Annotated in this window: 17 protein-coding genes; 5 read left to right on the forward strand and 12 right to left on the reverse strand. The window is 52.8% G+C overall.

The features are described 5' to 3' along the window. Window positions 1–187: 187 nt before the first annotated feature. From N0M98_RS25115 to N0M98_RS25150, 8 genes are all read right to left on the reverse strand, one after another. Window positions 188–1,450 carry an adenosylhomocysteinase gene (locus N0M98_RS25115; RefSeq protein WP_259619520.1) on the reverse strand — a complete coding sequence of 421 codons (1,263 nt, stop codon included), beginning with the start codon at window positions 1,448–1,450 and terminating at the stop codon, window positions 188–190. A gap of 100 nt (window positions 1,451–1,550) precedes the next feature. Further along, window positions 1,551–3,194 carry a bacillithiol biosynthesis cysteine-adding enzyme BshC gene (gene bshC, locus N0M98_RS25120; RefSeq protein WP_375295552.1) on the reverse strand — a complete coding sequence of 548 codons (1,644 nt, stop codon included), beginning with the start codon at window positions 3,192–3,194 and terminating at the stop codon, window positions 1,551–1,553. A gap of 159 nt (window positions 3,195–3,353) precedes the next feature. Beyond that, complete coding sequence (locus N0M98_RS25125) at window positions 3,354–4,310, reverse strand: ABC transporter ATP-binding protein (RefSeq protein ID WP_259619522.1); 957 nt, start codon at window positions 4,308–4,310, stop codon at window positions 3,354–3,356. Further along, window positions 4,307–5,332: an ABC transporter ATP-binding protein gene (locus N0M98_RS25130; RefSeq protein WP_259619523.1), complete on the reverse strand. Its 1,026-nt coding sequence runs from the start codon at window positions 5,330–5,332 to the stop codon at window positions 4,307–4,309. The genes N0M98_RS25125 and N0M98_RS25130 overlap by 4 nt, the downstream gene beginning before the upstream one ends. A 19-nt stretch (window positions 5,333–5,351) precedes the next feature. Then, window positions 5,352–6,266 carry an ABC transporter permease gene (locus N0M98_RS25135; protein ID WP_310944457.1) on the reverse strand — a complete coding sequence of 305 codons (915 nt, stop codon included), beginning with the start codon at window positions 6,264–6,266 and terminating at the stop codon, window positions 5,352–5,354. After that, a complete protein-coding gene (locus N0M98_RS25140) occupies window positions 6,266–7,201 on the reverse strand; it encodes an ABC transporter permease (RefSeq protein ID WP_259619525.1) in 936 nt (311 codons plus the stop codon). The genes N0M98_RS25135 and N0M98_RS25140 overlap by 1 nt, the downstream gene beginning before the upstream one ends. 232 nt (window positions 7,202–7,433) lie before the next feature. Then, window positions 7,434–9,089: a peptide ABC transporter substrate-binding protein gene (locus N0M98_RS25145; RefSeq protein WP_259619526.1), complete on the reverse strand. Its 1,656-nt coding sequence runs from the start codon at window positions 9,087–9,089 to the stop codon at window positions 7,434–7,436. Between the two features lie 365 nt (window positions 9,090–9,454). Next, window positions 9,455–10,441 (reverse strand): asparaginase, encoded by a 987-nt coding sequence (locus N0M98_RS25150; protein WP_259619527.1) that lies wholly within the window; start codon window positions 10,439–10,441, stop codon window positions 9,455–9,457. 164 nt (window positions 10,442–10,605) lie between these two features. On the opposite strand from N0M98_RS25150, the gene N0M98_RS25155 reads away from it, so the two are divergent. Beyond that, entirely contained in the window at window positions 10,606–10,962 is a 357-nt protein-coding gene (locus tag N0M98_RS25155; RefSeq protein WP_249862532.1) for a helix-turn-helix domain-containing protein, read from the forward strand. Between the two features lie 112 nt (window positions 10,963–11,074). Here the strand turns inward: N0M98_RS25155 and N0M98_RS25160 are convergent, their stop codons facing one another. From N0M98_RS25160 to N0M98_RS25170, 3 genes are all read right to left on the reverse strand, one after another. Beyond that, a complete protein-coding gene (locus tag N0M98_RS25160) occupies window positions 11,075–11,470 on the reverse strand; it encodes a DUF3397 domain-containing protein (RefSeq protein ID WP_249862531.1) in 396 nt (131 codons plus the stop codon). Between the two features lie 18 nt (window positions 11,471–11,488). Next, a complete protein-coding gene (locus tag N0M98_RS25165) occupies window positions 11,489–12,463 on the reverse strand; it encodes a ketopantoate reductase family protein (RefSeq protein WP_249862530.1) in 975 nt (324 codons plus the stop codon). 115 nt (window positions 12,464–12,578) lie between these two features. Next, a complete protein-coding gene (locus N0M98_RS25170) occupies window positions 12,579–13,226 on the reverse strand; it encodes an RsfA family transcriptional regulator (RefSeq protein WP_249862529.1) in 648 nt (215 codons plus the stop codon). A 659-nt stretch (window positions 13,227–13,885) separates the two neighbouring features. On the opposite strand from N0M98_RS25170, the gene N0M98_RS25175 reads away from it, so the two are divergent. Next, window positions 13,886–14,116 carry a DUF2626 domain-containing protein gene (locus tag N0M98_RS25175; RefSeq protein ID WP_249862528.1) on the forward strand — a complete coding sequence of 77 codons (231 nt, stop codon included), beginning with the start codon at window positions 13,886–13,888 and terminating at the stop codon, window positions 14,114–14,116. A 70-nt stretch (window positions 14,117–14,186) separates the two neighbouring features. Here N0M98_RS25175 and N0M98_RS25180 read toward each other — a convergent pair whose 3' ends face one another. Further along, entirely contained in the window at window positions 14,187–15,296 is a 1,110-nt protein-coding gene (locus N0M98_RS25180; RefSeq protein WP_259619528.1) for a class I SAM-dependent methyltransferase, read from the reverse strand. A 151-nt stretch (window positions 15,297–15,447) separates the two neighbouring features. On the opposite strand from N0M98_RS25180, the gene N0M98_RS25185 reads away from it, so the two are divergent. From N0M98_RS25185 to N0M98_RS25195, 3 genes are all read left to right on the forward strand, one after another. Next, on the forward strand, window positions 15,448–16,413 hold the full coding sequence (locus N0M98_RS25185; RefSeq protein WP_259619529.1) for a hypothetical protein: 966 nt from the start codon (window positions 15,448–15,450) through the stop codon (window positions 16,411–16,413). A 121-nt stretch (window positions 16,414–16,534) separates the two neighbouring features. After that, window positions 16,535–17,641 (forward strand): hypothetical protein, encoded by a 1,107-nt coding sequence (locus N0M98_RS25190; protein WP_259619530.1) that lies wholly within the window; start codon window positions 16,535–16,537, stop codon window positions 17,639–17,641. A 26-nt stretch (window positions 17,642–17,667) separates the two neighbouring features. Next, a complete protein-coding gene (locus N0M98_RS25195) occupies window positions 17,668–18,174 on the forward strand; it encodes a hypothetical protein (RefSeq protein WP_259619531.1) in 507 nt (168 codons plus the stop codon). Window positions 18,175–18,200: the final 26 nt, after the last annotated feature.

Below are 18,200 nucleotides of genomic sequence, written 5' to 3' on the forward strand. Positions count from 1 at the left end.
TGTCCTCCTTGATTTGATGTTGCGGTTGGCAGACCGGCTATCATCTTATCATAAAGGTCAAGGGATTTTTACTCATAGCTATAAGCTTTCCTGAACCCCCAGTCGAACTGGGGGTTTTCTTAGACAAAAATACAGCCTCTCCGCCATTCGGGAGAGACTGCATCTATTCGGCGGCGCCGGCCGGCGATTAATGCTCGGCCCAGCTGTCCAGGTACGTTTTTTGCTCTTCGGTGAGCGAATCGATCGAGATGTTCATCGAAGCCAGCTTGAAGCGGGCTACCTGCTCATCCAGCTCGTAAGGCACGTTTACGACCTTCTTGCCGATTTGCTTGTAATTGTCGTTCACATATTTAAGCGACATCGCTTGCAGCGCAAAGGTCATATCCATAATTTCCGCAGGGTGTCCGTCGCCTGCGGCGAGATTCACCAGGCGGCCTTCGGCGATCAGGTAGAACTTACGGCCGTCCTGCAGCGTATACTCTTCGATATTGCGGCGCACCGTGCGCTTGGACACGGACAGCGCGTCAAGCTCCGGCTTGTTGACTTCCACGTCGAAGTGGCCGGCGTTGGACAAAATCGCTCCGTCCTTCATTACTTTGTAGTGCTCGCCGCGGATGACGTCGCGGTTGCCGGTTACCGTGACGAAGAAATCGCCGATTTTGGCCGCTTCTTCCATCGACATGACGGCAAAGCCGTCCATATAAGCTTCCACCGCTTTGATCGCGTCGATTTCGGTGACGACGACGTTGGCGCCGAGCCCTTTGGCCCGCATCGCCACGCCTTTGCCGCACCAGCCGTAGCCGACGACGACGACTGTCTTGCCCGCCACGACGAGGTTCGTCGTCCGGTTAATGCCGTCCCATACGGATTGGCCCGTGCCGTAACGATTATCGAACAAATATTTGCAGAACGCGTCATTGACCGCGACCATCGGGAACTGCAGCTCCCCGTCCTTCTCCATCGCTTTCAGGCGCAAAATCCCGGTTGTCGTCTCTTCCGCGCCGCCGCGCACGTTTTTAAGCAAATCCTTGCGCTCGGAGTGAAGGATGGATACCAAATCGCCGCCGTCGTCGATAATTAGATCCGGCTCGGTTTCCAGCGTCTTGAGCAGCAATTCCTTATATTCCTTCGGCTCCGGATTGTACTTGGCGAATACCGTAATGCCGTCCTCGACAAGCGCCGCGCACACGTCGTCCTGGGTCGAGAGCGGATTGCTGCCGCAAATCGTTACATCGGCGCCGCCGGCCTTAACGACCTTGGCAAGATATGCGGTTTTCGCTTCCAAATGGAGCGAGATCGCCACTTTCAAGCCTTTGAACGGCTGCTCCTTCTCGAATTGCTCGCGGATGCGGTTCAATACGGGCATGTGAGCGTTAACCCAATCGATCTTCAAATGGCCTTCCGGCGCCAAAGACAAGTCTCTAATAATGCTGCGTTCCTTCGTATTCATTCTTCATCCTCCTAATCTAAGTTACACCATGCTTTTAAATGTAATTTTCCAGATTCAAATGGCCCCTCCGCTCTTTTTCACCATGCTTCCAAAATCTCGCTTACAAATAACAAACCTTGTGCAGCCCGTCGAGCTCCAGCTCGCCTTCGATCAGCTCGCGCAGCCAATCGCTGCCGTACTTATTCAAGTAAGCGATAATATTATAAACCCGCTCCTGCGGCTTCCCGAGAGGGAGCACGGACAAGGCGATGCGCTGATATTGGCGCAAAGAAGCCTCGTGCTGGGATTTCACGGCGTCGGCGGCCTTATGTTCGAGGAAATCGATCTGCTCGATAATTTTGTTCATATTGGTTTCGCCGAGCTTGCCGAGTCCGCCGTTCACGCCGGCAATCAGCTCGACGAGCGGCCCGTAGCTGCTCTTGAACTGCGTTCTGACCTGCTCGAACCGCTCTTCGAGCTTCAACTGATCCTGCTCGCGCAGCCACTGCTGCTGCTTCTCTTCCAGACGGTACAGCACATCCTCAAGCGTAAGCCCGTATTTCTGCATATTTTTCTGTACGATGCCTTCCAGCAGCGTGAACTCCATGCGCGGAACGACAATCGGCATCTTCATGCCCGCCTGATGGAACGCCTGCTTCGTCAGCGCCCAATAAGCGATCTCCCCCGGGCCGAGCACGGTCCCGAGCACGGGAAGCACGTAGTCCTGCATGAGCGGCCGCGTCAGCACGTTGTTGCTGAAGCGCTCCGGCGACGTTTCCGTCCAGTCGAGCAGCTGTCCGAGCGAATAGCTCCGCTCCGCTTTCCTATCGGTGAAGCAGCCGTCTTTCCCTTCTGCGGCATACAGCAAAACCCGCTCGTCCTGATCGAAAATGAACAGGTTGGCGCCCCGTTCGTTCATCTCCACCTGCGCTTCGTAGCCGAGCGCTCTCACTTGTTCTTTCCCTTGGCGGTAAGCCTCGCCGAGCGGCGCGTTATTTTCCAGGATGCTCCGGAACATCGGCGCCTCCGCCCGGCGCAGCGCCGGATCGTCCGAATCCAGCAGCACTAAGCCGTAGGAACCGAAAAGCTTCGCCAGCAATTGCCCGAAGACGTCCACAAGCGTGGATGAGGATGCGACGATCGCCCTTACGGCGTCCATCCAGCCGTCCTTAAACTCCGTCGGGATCAGCGAGGAGTCGAGCTGCCGAAGCGCTTCCTCCCACTGCTCGGCGGCGATTTCCAGCCGGCTTACGGAGCTGCGCTTGCCGCTCGGATGATCGATTTTGATTTTGTTCACCTGCAGATCCTGCGACAAGGAATACATATGATTGACCTCGTCAAAATCATGATCCTCTCCGGCAATCCAAAATACCGGGATGACGGGGCGTCCCAATCTTTGCGAAGCTTCTCTTGCCGCGCGAATGATCGTAACCGCCTTATAAATGACCAAAGCCTGACCTGTAAACAGCCCGGCCTGCTGGCCGCCGACGATGCACAGCGCGTCGTTCGAACGCAGCGTCTCGATTGCGTCGAGCGCTTCCGGAGCGTTGTTAAGACGCCGGTTAAAGACCGATAACACATCGGCGATCCGGTTCCGGTCGGCCGCAAAGGCCCGGCCGTTATCCAGCCAATCCGCCCTCTCCGCCCATGACGAGCCGGTCCATGGATTATAATCGAACAAGGCGCTCACCTTGCCGTAATCATGAACGTAATCCTCTGTGATAGGCTGGCTGGATTTCCAATGAATAGATTCAACTTTCAACACGGCAGCCGCCTCGCTTTACACTAATAATATGTACCTCTTGATTGTACACATGTTCGGCACAATCGTCAAAACGGAAAACGCCCGATTGCAAACGGAAAGCCGGTCCCCCCGGCAAACGGCGGCGTTTGCGGGCGGTCCGGCTTCCTATATAAATAACGATTAGTACAAGTGACACGCGACGTAATGATTAGGCTCCACTTCTTTGAATTCCGGCATCGCGGCCGCGCATTCCGGCATCGCCTTAGGGCAGCGCGTCCTGAACGGGCAGCCGCTCGGCGGGTTCAGCGGGCTCGGAATTTCGCCTTCGAGAATAATTCTTTCGCGCGTGCGCTCGATCTCGGGGTCCGGAATCGGGATCGCAGAGAGCAGCGATTGCGTATAAGGATGCAGCGGCTTCGCGTACAGCTCTTCCGAAGTCGTCACCTCGACCAGCTTGCCGAGGTACATAACGCCGATCCGGTCGGAAATATGCTTGACCATGGCCAGATCGTGTGCGATGAACAAATATGTCAGACCGTGCTCTTTTTGCAGTTTTTTAAACAAATTGACAACCTGGGCTTGCACCGATACGTCCAGAGCGGAGATCGGCTCGTCCGCAATAATAAACTGCGGTTCGATCGCCAGCGCCCGGGCAATGCCGATACGCTGCCGCTGACCGCCGGAAAATTCATGCGGGAAACGACTGGCATGCTCGGAGTTGAGTCCGACGGCATCAAGCAGCTCGAACACACGTTCCTTGCGCTTCGCCCCGCTGTACAGCCCGTGGATGTCGACGCCCTCGGCAATGATGTTGCCGACCGTCATCCGAGGATTCAGCGATGCATAAGGGTCCTGGAACACCATCTGCATTTGGCGGCGGAAATCGTGCAGCTTGCGGCCGCGCAGATGGTGAATATTTTCACCATTGAATAATACTTCTCCGCCGGTCGCTTCGTACAGCCGGATGATCGTACGCCCGGCGGTCGACTTGCCGCAGCCCGATTCCCCTACCAGACCGAACGTTTCGCCCCGTCCGATAGAAAAATTCAAATTATCGACGGCTTTTAAGACACTGCCGTTGGCGACGTTAAAATGCTTTTGCAAATTGCGTACTTCCAAAATAGGTTGTTCGCTCATCGCGATCCACCTCCCACTTCTTGCGGCCGTTCCACTTTCGGCGCATCGGGATGAAGCAGCCAACAGGCGGCCGAATGCGTATCCGTAAGCACCGTATGCTCGGGATCGATTTCGAGACAGGCTTTCATGGCATAAGGACAGCGTGCCGCGAAGGCGCAGCCTTTCGGCGGAGCGAACAAATCCGGAGGTGTTCCCGGAATCGGCACCAGATCGCTGTCGGTATCCTGGTCGAGACGAGGCACGGATTTCAGCAGCCCCCATGTATACGGATGCTGAGGGTTGTAGAACAGCTCGTCGACCGTCCCTTGCTCCACTACTTTTCCGGCATACATCACGATAACGCGCTGCGCCATCTCCGCCACGACGCCGAGATCATGCGTAATGACGATAATGGACGCCTCCGTCTTTTCCGATAATGATTTCATCAAATCGATGATTTGCGCTTGAATCGTTACGTCGAGAGCGGTCGTCGGCTCGTCGGCGATCAGCAGCTTCGGACTGCAGGCGAGTGCGATCGCAATCATAACGCGCTGGCGCATCCCGCCGGAAAATTCATGAGGATATTGATGAATGCGTCCTTCAGGGTTGGAAATACCTACCATCTTCAAAATTTCGATCGCGCGTTTATTGGCATCGACGCTGTTTATTTTTTGATGCTTCATCAACCCTTCGGTAATTTGTTTGCCGATAGGCATCGTCGGATTCAACGAGGTCATCGGGTCCTGGAAAATCATGCCCATCTCGGACCCGCGAATTTTTTCCATTTGTTTATTGGAGCATTGAGTGATTTCCGTCCTGCCATCGAATCGGATGGAGCCTCCCTTAATGACGCTCGGAGGGGACGGGATCAGCCTCATTATCGTTTGAGCGGTAACGGACTTTCCGCAGCCGGATTCGCCTACGATCGCAAGCACTTCTCCTTTTTTCAAATGAAAGGACACGCCGCGTACCGCCTGGACTTCGCCGGCATAAGTGCGGAAGGATACCTTAAGGTCTTTGACCTCCAATATATTTTCACTCATGATTGGCACCTCCTGCGGATTATTTTCTCATCTTCGGATCCAGCGCATCGCGCAGACCGTCGCCGAGCAGGTTGAAGCTCATCAAAATTAAACTGAAGACAATCGTCGGAAAAATAATACGGTGAGGGTACAACCGAATCGCGCTTGCGCCGTCGGACAGAAGTGCGCCCAAGGAAGCAAGCGGAACGCGAATGCCCAATCCGATAAAGCTTAAGAAAGCTTCCGTAAAAATCGCGGACGGAACGATAAACGTAATTTGTACGATGATCAGACCGAGCGCATTCGGCACCAAATGCTTCAGAATAATGCGGGCTCCGCTCGCTCCGAGCGTCCGGGCGGCCAGCACGTATTCCTGTTCCTTCAGCGTCAGCACTTGACCGCGCACCAGACGAGCCATCGGAACCCATCCCGTAATCGCATAAGCGATAACGATGGTTTTAAATCCTGGACCGATGACGACAATAAGCAGGATGGAGATCAGCAGAAACGGAATGGAATAAATAATCTCGATGATCCGCTGCATCACGTCGTCGACGCGACCGCCGTAATAAGCGGAAATCCCGCCGTACAATACGCCGAATACAAGATCGAGCAGTGCGGCTACAATCCCGATGGCCAACGAAATGCGCGTTCCCCACCAGACGCGGACCCACAAGTCCCGACCGAAGTCGTCCGTACCGAACCAGTGCTCGGAAGACGGAGATAAATTTTTAATATCGTAATTTTGCGTTGCATAATCGTAGTGAGAAAAAATCGGGCCGAATATGGACAAAACTGCCAGAACGATCAGCGCTACCAAGCCGAACATGGCCAGTTTGTTTTTCTTCAATCTTCTCCAGGCATCCTGCCAATACGTCATGGACGGCCGCACGATCACTTCGCCACGGTCAGTCCCTTTCGCTACCGGCTGAAACATGTCCTTCGATATTTGCATCACTTGGAACCTCCCTTGGTCAGACGTATGCGCGGGTCAACCAAACCGTACAAAATATCGGTCAGGAACAAAACGACGACTAACAGGAATGCATAAAAAATCGTAAGTCCGGTTATCATCGTATAATCGTTCGAATAGATCGACTGTACGAAATGTTTGCCGAGCCCCGGCACGACAAAGATTTGTTCCACGATCAGCGTCCCTGTAATCAGGTTAACGAACACGGGACCAAGTACGGTGACAACGGGAAGAATCGCGTTGCGCAGCGTATGGCGTACGACGATGGCGCGCTGCGACAAGCCTTTGGCCTTCGCCGTTTTAATATAATCGAGGCTGAGCACGTCAAGCATTGAGGTTCGCATCAGACGCGCCATAATGGCAATCGTACCGAAAGACAGCGAAATCGCAGGCAGTATCCGGCTGGACGGGCCGGTCCACATTCCGGCGGGCAGCCACCCTAATTTGACCCCTACGAAATAAGACAATAAGGGCGCAAGCACGAAGGACGGGACGGAAATGCCGACGACGGCGGTAAACATAGCTCCGATATCCCAGCCTTTGTTATGATTCAGCGAAGCGATAATTCCAAGAGTAAGACCGACAATGATGGCGATAAGCAGCGCCCACAACCCAAGTTCCAGGGAAGCGGGAAATCCTTGCGCGATAATCTCCGTCACTTTACGGGTAGGAAACGCGTAGGACACGCCCAAATCACCGTGGATGACGTTATTAAGATATTTCAAATATTGCTCCCAGATCGGTTTGTCCAATCCATATTGAGCGTATAATAGCTGCTTCTGCTCTGCTGTAAGTTTGAGCGTTTCTTCACCGAAAGGATCACCCGGCAAATTTTTCATCAGCACGAAGGTGAACGTGACGATCATCCACAAGGTAATCACCATATAGACCAAACGGCGCAATGTATAGCGAAGCATAATACACCTCCTGCACTTAATTGAATACCTGCGTTAAACAGTCGGACCCGCTGTCTTAAGGAGCCAAACTGCTTCGCAAGCATAGACGGCCCGAATATGATCAGGACTATGTTTGCGAAGCAGTTCCGCTTGTTCCTTTTCACTTCAAAACAAAAATGAAACGGGACCGTTCTAAACGGCTATCAGAACGGCCCCATCCCCAGGCGAAATCAGCCACTACTTCATTGCTCTATTATTTAATGGAAACCCATTTCAGTTCCCATTCTTTGGACATCGCCGGAAGAATCAATCCGTCGACATTCGTTCTCTTCGCATAAGGTCTTGTCCGGAAATAAAGCGGAGCAAGAGGCATTTCGTTCATAAGAAGCTTCTCGGCGTCAACCAGCATTTTGGAACGTTTCGCCAAATCCACTTCTTTGTCCGCGCCTTTGATCAGATCATCGTAGGCCGGATTGCTGTATTGCATGTAGTTAAACGATTTGTTGCCGGTTACCCACATGTCCAGGAACGTCATCGGGTCGTTGTAGTCGGCTCCCCAAAGCGCGATCAGCGCGTCGAAGTTGCCTTCTTGCATGTTTTTGACGCGAAGCGCGAACGGCAGCGGTTCGCCGGTAACGTCTACGCCCAGATTTTGCTTCCATTGAGCTTGGATAAACTCGATTGTTTTCTTCGAAGAATCCGTGTCGTCGGAAGTCAGCTTGAACGGAGGCAGGGATGTCATATTCAATTCCTTCAAGCCGTCGGCCAGCAGCGTTTTGGCTTTAGCCGCATCGAACGGAGGCTCGGTATCTCCGGCAACTTTGCGGAACTCCTGCTTGTTGCCGTCCATAACGGTCCCCGGCACAAGACCTGTAGAAGGAATCGAAGCTCCGCCGAGAACGACTTCGTTCAACGCTTTACGGTCAATCGCCATGCCGAGCGCCTGACGAATTTTCGCGTTGGCGAATGCAGGTACTTTATTTACTTGGAACATCACGTAAGACGATACGAATTCTTTCTTCAGAGCCAGATCAGGCTTGCCTTGATACATCGCGTATTGATCGCCTTTCAGCTCCGTCAAATCGACCTGGTTCGTTTCGTACATGTTCAGAGAAGTGCTCGCCTCTTTCACCACGTTAACGGTAACCTTGTTCAATTTTACGTTCGCCGCATCCCAATACTTGTCGTTTTTCACCAATACGAGCTGCTGCTCATGATCCCATTTTTCCAGCTTGAACGGGCCGGCTCCGATCACCTTGTCCGCGTCAGCGCCGTATTTATCGCCTTGCGCTTTTACGAAATCAGGCTTTTGCGGAAAAAAGATCGGCATCGACAACTGGTCGGTGAAGAACGCGATCGGTTTTTCCAGCGTAATTTCAAGCGTTTTGTCGTCTGTAGCTTTCACGCCGACTGCCGCTTTCTTCGCTTCCACTTCTTCCGGCTTCGCCGTATTCAACGCAGCTCCGCCTTTAATCCACGACAGCATGGACGCATATTTCGCCTTAGTAGCCGGGTCCAGCGTACGCTTGTAAGCATATTCGAAATCGCTGGCTTTCAGAGGCGTACCGTCCGCCCAAGTCAAGCCGTCGCGCAAAGTAATCGTGTAAACCAGACCGTCGGCGGAAATTTTCGGCAGTTCCTTGGCGAGCGCCGGCTGCGGTTTACCTTCCGCATCCAAACGATAAAGCCCTTCGTTCAACGCATTGATGATCGTGAAGGCTGGATTCGTTGTCGCGATCGAGCTATCCAGCGCAGGTGGCTCGGCGGAAAGGTTAATTCTCAGCTCTTGTGCCGGCGCTTGCGTGCCAGCCCCCCCGGCTTGATTTTGGTTATTGCTCGAACAGCCTGCCGCAGCCGTACCGAACATCGCCGTTACAGTCGCCAAGACTAGAAGTTTTTTTAACTTCATAGACATCCTCCTCATAATATATGTAATTATATGGCATCTCTGTTTGTCATTTTTAGCATGACTCAGAGTTTACACCCTAATTTCAATTGTGAAAATAATCAGACTATGGAAATCGGTGAAACCGTTGCCAAAGAGTAATTATACAACCCTAGGTCAATTAATACTAGAAGAATTTTATCCCATGGTCAATTAACGACGTGCAAAGATACGCGCCGAAATAAGCCAGGACGCAGGCTCCGGGGAATAATCGAGATTATTATTTCCTGAATTGCTGTCATTATGCAATGGACGGGACAAACTGACCGCAAACCGGGCAGACCAAGGCCCCGCACACTTTTTTTCGAGGATAGCAGAAAGCAAGAAGATCAAGGCGTCAAATCGTAATTATAGGGCGTCTCCATGAGCTTCTTCACTTCAAACAAGTCGCCCGTTTTGCCGAGAGCCCACATCATTTTCGGAACGATCGCTTCGGTATTCATATCGCCGGAAATAATGATCAAATTTTGTGCGACTTTGCGTCCGACCTCGTACAAGCTCAAATCCTCGCCTTCCTCCAAGCATTGGGTCGTAATAACGACGGCAACCCCGGAAGCGATGAGTTCTCTGATCTTGGGAAGCAGGTCTCTGCCTTGGAAGGGAATCCCTCCATTGCCGAAGCTTTCGATAATGACGCCTTTGTACAAATGCTTGATCAAGTCAAACAATTCCGGCTTGGTGCCGGGTACCAGCTTGAGCAGAAACACATCGGGGCAAAGCGAAGTATCGAGCTTCAGCTTCTTATTCGTCTTGGGCTTCGCGCCGACATATTTAATCGTCGTATCATGGATATGAGCGATGTAAGGATGGTTGATGCTTTCAAATGCGTCGTAGCTTTTCGTTCTGATCTTCACGGCCCTCGTTCCCCTGATGACTCTTCCGTCAAAAACGAGAAATACGCCGCTCACGTCCTCGCAAGCAAAGCGGATCGCATCGATAATGTTGCGCTTGGCATCGGTTTTTTTATAGTTAATGGGCACTTGAGATCCGGTAATTACGACAGGCTTATTGACATTGTGAAGCATATAAGAAAGAGCCGCAGAGGTATAGGCCATCGTGTCGGTTCCATGAGTAATCACAAAACCGTCGTACTGCTCGAAGTTGCTGTGAATCGCTTCGGCAATCTTCACCCATGATTCGGGCTGCATGTTGGAGCTATCGATGTTCATAAGCAGCATGCTGTCCATTTGGTAGTCCGGATGTTTGTCCTGCAAAAAACTGATGATATCCTTGGCATCCATTCCGGGAGCCAACCCGTCCTCGCCTTGAACCGACGCTATGGTTCCGCCAGTGGCCAACAATAGCAATTTCTTCATGAATACACCTCTAATAATCTATCGTACGCAAAATGCGACTTTCCTAGCTTATTATATGCAGGCAAAATGAATAAATCAAGCGAAATTTACGCGATTCGCGAACAACTATCTTGAGTATCCGAAAGGCGGTGTTATAATGGGATTTGATATAAGGGGGAAATCTGATGGTTCTGGATCGATTAATTGAGCTTAGAAAATGTAAGCGCTGGTCATTGCAGTATACGGCGGACCGGCTGGGCATCGCCAAAAGCACATACGCCGGCTACGAGTCGGGCTACCGCGAGCCATCCTTGGAAGCGATCAAGCTTCTTGCGGATCTGTTTGGAACCTCTGTCGATTTTTTACTAGGCAGGGAGTCCGTTCAACCCCCTTCTGATCCGAACAAAAACATTTGCGAGCCTATCGAGCTGGTAGGATTGGAATCATCCCGTTTCGCGGTAGACGGTAAACCGCTTTCCCGGGGAGAGTTGAAGCATTTCATCGCTTTCGTAAGAACTTTGCGGGAAATGGAAGGAAGCTAGACAACGGGGCAATTCATTAAGTTCTCAACGAAAAAAGGGGCCGGCTTCCTCCGGATTTCATTCGGGGACGGCCGGAGATTCAGCCTGATTTCTATCGCGCCTGCCGAGAGGTTCAGCTTGCTGCGATATATTTGCCGATGCCGATAAACAGCAGCAGGACATAGCTCGCCGATAGCACGACAAATCCGATACGAAGCAGCGATCTTACGATTTTTAAAGGATCGATCTTGCCTCTTAGTCTGCTTTGCATGCTGCCGAGCAGGCCTCCGACGACCAGAAACAGCAAAATCACGGCCCATAGGCCGAATCCGGATTGGAAGATATTGCGCGTCATTACCGTTACGGAACCGATCAAAAATAAAGTCGTAATGTCGACCGCCATATATGTCGCTTTCTTCTTCTCCTTCGTCAAGCCGTAAACGATCCCCCAAGCCGCGAAAAAGCATACGAACGGGACAAGCGCCAAAAACGTATAAACGGTTTGCAGCCATGCTATGAATCCGCTCACGGCAGACCTCCTGTTATACTATAATATAGCCCACTGCTGTTCGATCGCCCGAACGAGCTGATACACCGCCGCGTGCGTCGGCAGTTCCATTCCGATCCGGCGCGCTTGGGCCAGCAGCCCTCCGGTAATAGCATCCAATTCGGTACGACGGCGAGCCCGAATATCCTGCAGCATGGACGACGAATTGGCCGCCGTAAGCCGGCATACGTCGAGCAGTTGATCCCACAGATCGTCCGCCAGTCCGATCCCGAGCTGCTTCGCCAGCCCGGCGCCTTCCTCGTACAGTCCGCGCATGAGCGGCATCGCCGCGGGCAGCTTCAGAAGCATCCCGTTAGGAATTTGCAGGATGGCGGTCAGCGGATTGATCACGGCGTTGATCATCAGCTTATTCCAAACTTTGCTATTGATTTGGTTCGACAGAGATACTGCGAATCCTGCATCCTGAAACAGATTTTGCAGTTTTTTTTGCATTGCGGCGCTGCCTGTCGCCTCCCCTTCTTCAAGGCTGCCGAGCCAGGTCGATCCCCGCCCCGTATGCTCCACATGTCTCTGGGAATGCCGCAGCGCCCCTTCCGTAGTTACGGCAATCAGGATTTGTCCCGCAGAAATATGGCGGCTCAGGACATCCGTATGACCGATTCCGTTCTGAAAGCAAACGAGCCGGCTATCCGGCTTCAACTGGTCGGCCAGCTCCCGCGCCAAGTCATCGGTGACCGCCGTCTGCTTCACCGTAAGCAGCACAACGTCCGGCGGCCCATGCTTGGCGGCGCCGCCGGACGCCAGCTCGTCCGCCGCGAAGATGCGCGGCCGGGCCGTAACGGACAGCGGCTCGCCCGCATCGTCCCGGTCCGTGAGCAGCAGCCCTTCGCTTTCCAGCCGCGCGGCCTGCTCGCCGCTGCGGGCGACAAGCTCGACATTCGTTCCGCGGACGGAGAGCGAGGCGGCGAGCAGCATGCCGAGCGCTCCCGCTCCTACCACTCTGACTCTCATCATTCCCTGTATCCCCCTGCTCTTTCTTAGATTTACGCTAGCTTAATCATACCAGATTTTTCTTGCCGCAGACAAACCAAAGCCCCGCAGATGCTCCCTGCAGGGCCTTGGGATAATCTTATTCTATTCTTTCGAGATTACCGTTCGCGTCCATCTTGAATCTGGCTTTGTTCTCGTCTTCCTCCTCAACAAGAAACGCCAGCTTGCGGGCGCGATCCATAATTTGTATGAGCGCTTTATAATCGTCGTTAACCACCCGATAATCCGTTTCCACCTCATTGACCTGTTTGTTCAGCTCATCGTTCTCGCTGCGCAAACGGTCGAGCTCATCCTGCTTTTCGCTAAGCTCTTTCTCCAAATGGCGAATATGGCGCGACATTTCTTGATAAGTGCCTTTCCATTGACGCAAAAAGCGGATGACCGCATCAATAGAAATAGATTCTTCCGAGAAGCTGTCGCCGGATTTCGCATGCTCCGCGTGCTCCAGTACCGCAGAACTGCTCGAAACCGCCGCAAAAGCGGTATGCTTTTTCTGCTGGTTTCTTTTTTGGCGCTGGGCTTTCGCTATTTGTATAGCGGCCTCGTATTTTTTCCTTACGAAACTATTCCAGCGGAAGCCGCAGGCGGCCGCAGTTCTGCCGATTTTTTCACCGACTTCCTCGAAAGCGGTCAACTGCGTACTGCCTTCGCGAATATGACGCAAGGTCACCTCCGCCAAGATTAAATCATCTTCATCGCTCCAAGCATCTTGTCTAATGGCTGTCATACAAGAGCAGTCCTCCTAACCCCTGGGGAATCAATCATCCATTCATCTATCGAAAGTAAGACATGGAATGTTGCTTTACTTAATCTCTATGCCCATAGTAGAGTTCATAGAATCGTTTTCTACTATTTTGTATTGCCATTTTTCAATGGACTCATACATCTTTTCATGCCGGCCTGGGCAAACTGAAACCGAAACGGGAGAAAATGTTTTAAAATCGTCACGTATTGGACGTTTACACTATGGAAAGCAACCGTTATAATGTCTATTAGTAAATAACGCCAATGAGAAAACCGTCCGTCGATGTCACTCGAAGATGCGCGACCGCGTTTTAAGGTTGGTTTTATCGCCAATAAGAACGTTTATGCAGCGCTTGTCGCTTATGCAATTGCCAACGTTCTTATGTGGAGAGAAAACCGTCCGTCGATGTCACTCGAAGATGAACGACCGCTTTTTAAGGTTGGTTTTATCGCCAATAAGAACGTTTATGCAGCGCTTGTCGCTTATGCAATTGCCAACGTTCTTATGTGGAGAGAAAACCGTCCGTCGATGTTATTCGAAGATGCGCGACCGCATTTTAAGGTTGGTTTGTTAAACGCTTCCGTAATTTTCGCAGACTCGCGGAGCCGGTTTCTTACGCAAATTTTTAAGGGGGATGCAGAATGGATCGCATGTTTCGCGTGCTTGGCTTCTGGACATTGGTTATCGGTTTGATGGCGCTCGCCGGCGATATGGTTCCGATGGCTATGATCTTTTTCGCCCAGACGGTTCTCTTCGTATTGCTGGGATACATGAAGTTATCCGAGCGTACCTACATACTGCTGTTTTGGGGCTACATGATTTTGTCGTTCACAGGCTTCACGTATTGGTCATTTTTCAAAATGTCCATTTAACGGTCGTCCCCGTAAGAACAGCATTCCGGAGAAAACCGGAAAAAAAGGTGATCCGCTTCGAGAAGCAGGATCACCTTTTTTCTTGGACGAGCACCTTGAACAGCTCGCTCATCTGATCGCTCAGCAGCAATTGACGGATCGCCCGGTTTCTCTTGGCCTCAGGGCTGAAAGGATCGGGGTTCAGCGTATTTTGCAGCTTGTGCAAAATTCCGTTATCCACCAGAAACTGCTTCTGCGTCTTGTACTCCTTCAGCCGCAAGCCCGATCGTTCTCCGGCTTCGATCAGCGCCGTGAAGTTCACATGCGCCGTCATGTCCGTCTCTCCGGGCGCAGCGTAAGGATCGTCCGAGGCAGCATGACGCCGGTAGCAGAGGAAGGTGCCCTTCATCCGGTGCGGGGCATAAAGCTCCTCGGCCGCGTCGCCGTAATCGATCGTAATGATCTGACCGCTTCCGAGCGCAGATCCCGCTTCGGCGATCCAGCGCGAACCGTCCAGGTTCACTTCCGCCAGCTGCCCTTCCCGCAGCACTGCTCCCTGGGCCGCCAAATAATCGGCGACAGGCTTCTCCGCCTCGCGCAGCGGCTTCTCGGCAAACCGGTCTCGTCCCTCATCCCATTCTACATACAGCTCCATTAGCCGCCCTTGCAGCGCCTGAATGCGGTGAACCGGCATTGCGTCGACAAGCTCATTCGAAATAATGAAAGCGCCGTTCCAAGGCGCCCCGTTCAGCCACTCTTGCTCCGTCATCCAGCGCACGCGATCCCGGTGCCCGCTAAGCTCCTCCTGCTGCATGGCAAGATGTCCGGGACTTTTCTCGATGGAAATGTACGTAATCCCGGCATAAAAGTCAGGATATGCGGCCTCCAGCCTGTCCAGCAGCTGCCTTGCAAGCCGTCCGTTTCCTCCGCCCCATTCCGTTATCGTTGCCGCCCCTCCGGCGTCCCTTACGGCCGTCTGGGAGGCGATATAATCGGCTAGCGTCTCGCCTATCAAGCATCCGATGGAAGCGCTGGTGTAAAAATCGCCGGATCGGCCGATTTTGACCCGATCGCTCGAATAATAGCCGCATTCCGGCTCATAAAGACACATCTGCATATAATCGCGAAATCGTATCGCCTGGTCCGCGCTTCGTCCGATTCGTTCCCGAATCGCTTTTACTAGTTGTTCGCTGCCGTACACCCGACTCCCCCTTCCCCCGCATTCCGCATGAATCACTTAGACTGTTTCGGCCACTTCGGCCGCTCTTACATCGCACTTCTAGACTAAAGACAAATAAGACCAGAGTCGGTATAATAGAGGTTGGTTCAGAAATCATCCGGAAGGGGCTTTTATGTTGTCTTTTTACCGCAAGTTTTCCATTTATATCGCCTTGGTTGCGATGACGGGCATTGCCCTGTTCCTGACCGGCTGCACGGACAATAAGCAGTTGAAGCAGGACCTTCTGCAGGCCGCGGCCAAACAGCAGGAAATCGTAAACTACCGCTTCCAAGGGTCCGTCGAGCTGAAAGCGGACGCCGCGCTGTTCGGACAGACCAGCCCGATGACGGCGACGCTGTTCGCTCTGCTGAAGGATAGCCAAATAGATTATAAAGGCGTCGCCGCGCTGGAGCCTCCCCGTATGGAGGCCGACCTGTCGGTTACCCCTGCAGGCGGAACCGCCATCGATATTCCGGTTCTCATTAAAGATAGCAAATTGTATTTCCATATGCCACCATTAAATAAGCAGGATGAATACATGACGCTTCCCATCGCGCCTCCGAAGGACCAGGCGTCCGGGAGCGACGCATCCGGCGCGTTGAAGAATACCGGCAGGCTGACGGCCGAAATAACCAAACAGCTGCTCAGCGGCGCAGACCCCGATTGGCTCCAGACGACGAAAGAAGCCGTGACGCTGCAGGACGGAAGCCCCGGCAAACAAATCGCCTTAAGCGTGACGCCCAAGAACGAACAGGCCGTCGCCGATTACCTCAATCAGAGCGTGCTGCCCTCGTTGTCCGCCCAGCTGAAGACGAACGGGCTTGCCTCAGACGCCTGGAGCTCGGCCTTAGGAGCGATCAGACTGCGTGCCCCAAGCTCCATTGAGATGCGAATCGATAGCGACGGGTTTATTCGCGAGCAAAAATGGGATTTGGTATTTACAAGCGGCGGCAGCGCCAATGAACATCATCTGATCTGGACGCATGCCTTATCCGATATAAACCGGAATCCGGCCTTCGCACGAGAAGTTCCCGCCAAGCAAAAATCGCTTGAGGAGCTCCTCCTGTTTCTGAAGCCGGCCGGCGCGGCGCAAAAATAATCGGCCGTTCTACTTCTTCTTCGGAAGAAGTATTTTTTTAACCTATCGCACATAGAGTTGTGGTAATCTGAATTTGCACGATTCAGCATGATTCAGAACTTATCCGGAAAGGAATAATCCGATGAGGCCCTTTCAACGAGCAGCCTGCATCTTGATCTGTCTTGGTCTATGCCTGTCCTCTCCGCCTTTCGTTCATGCCGCGGTCACTTCGGAAGAGTCGAAGCAGCTGCTTCAAAAGGGACTGACCGTCTATGAAATCGATCAGGAGCTTGCACGAATCGAGCGGCAGCAGCAAAATTTGAATGCGCAGCAAACGTCGACGCAGCGGCAGTTGGAGCAGCAGCAAGCGTTGTCCGGCGAGACCAAGCAGCATGCCGGACGCGTTCTGCGCGCTTATTATATGGGAGACCGGGATTCACTGTGGATGCTGCTGTTCTCCGCCGGCTCCTTCAAGGACGCCTTGGTTACGCTCGAATATTTGCAGATGATCATGACGAGCGACCGCGACGCTCTGCAGAAGCATTTGGACAATCAGAAGAAGCTCAAAGAACTGACAAGCGAGCTGCAAACCTCACAAGCCGAGCTCCAGCAAGCTAAGGATAATTATATGGCACAAAAGGAACGGTTGACGGCGCTCCAGCAGCAAATCGACGCCGACTTGGCCAAGCAACCCAATGCCGCGCCTACGCTTTTGCAGGAGATGACGAACCTGACCTTGCAGTGGCAGGAAAAAGGAGCTCCGCTGTTTAAAACTTATTTTCTCGCGCTCGCCCAAGCAATGAAGCAGCTGCCCGAGCTGGTAAGCGCAAGCGACAGCGGCGGCGGGAAAAATACGCATCTGATCATGAACGGCTTTCAGTACACGTTTCAGATCACCGATGAAGAGCTTAACGCCTTTTTGCGCGCCAAAAACCCGATCTTCCAAAACATGAGCTTTCGTTTTACCCGCAGCGACATTATCGCTACCGGCCGTCAGGACGATATGGAAGTAACTATAAAAGGCTCCTACGATTTGGCCGTCAAGAACGACGGCAAAACCAAGTTTATCCGCTTTACTATACAACAACTGCAGTTCAACGGCTTCGATCTGCCGCAATCGACGATCGACGCCATGATGAAAGACTTCGACTTCGGCATTTATCCGCAAGCCTTCGCTTCTTTTTTACAAGTGACCGAGGTTCGCCAGGAGGAAGGAAAGCTGAGCATTCTGCTCAAGCTGGCTTTATAACTTATCGATAAGCGAGGAATACGCCGGTGGAACCTATTCGCACATTCGGTCTGGACATGGATTTACCCGAAGGGAGGCGGCCGGGCATCGATACGCAAATCATCGCAGAGCTCGCCGAAAGCTCCCCGCCCATCGACAGAGACAAGGAACTGCTTATTTTCGGCAGCCGCCGTCAGCAAGAAGAAGCCCGCGCCGTTATGGAACGGCATGGGGTTGCTTGCGAGAATTTCGACTTGCTGCTCTTTCCGGACGGAGCCGAGCTTAGGCCTTCGTTCACGGATTATGGGTTTACAAGCAGCCAGGGAGGGCGCATTTACGCCTATGCCGATGCCGTCTTCCTGTACACGCTCCGCTCTAGAGGGCCGCAGGCCGAGCCTTCTCAAGCGCTGCTGCAGATGGAAGAGCATCTGTTAGCCTCGTTTGAGCAAAACGGCGAAATGTGCTGCGCGGCGGACATTCAATCGGACGAGCTGATGGAGCGTATCGCCCGCGCCTACGGCTGTGAAATTTCGCCTCTGTCGGCGGAAAACTAACCTTCTTCCGAAAAAAGACGCAAGGA

The sequence above is a fragment of the Paenibacillus doosanensis genome (genome assembly GCF_025060755.1).
Classification (GTDB): Bacteria; Bacillota; Bacilli; order Paenibacillales; family NBRC-103111; genus Paenibacillus_S; species Paenibacillus_S doosanensis.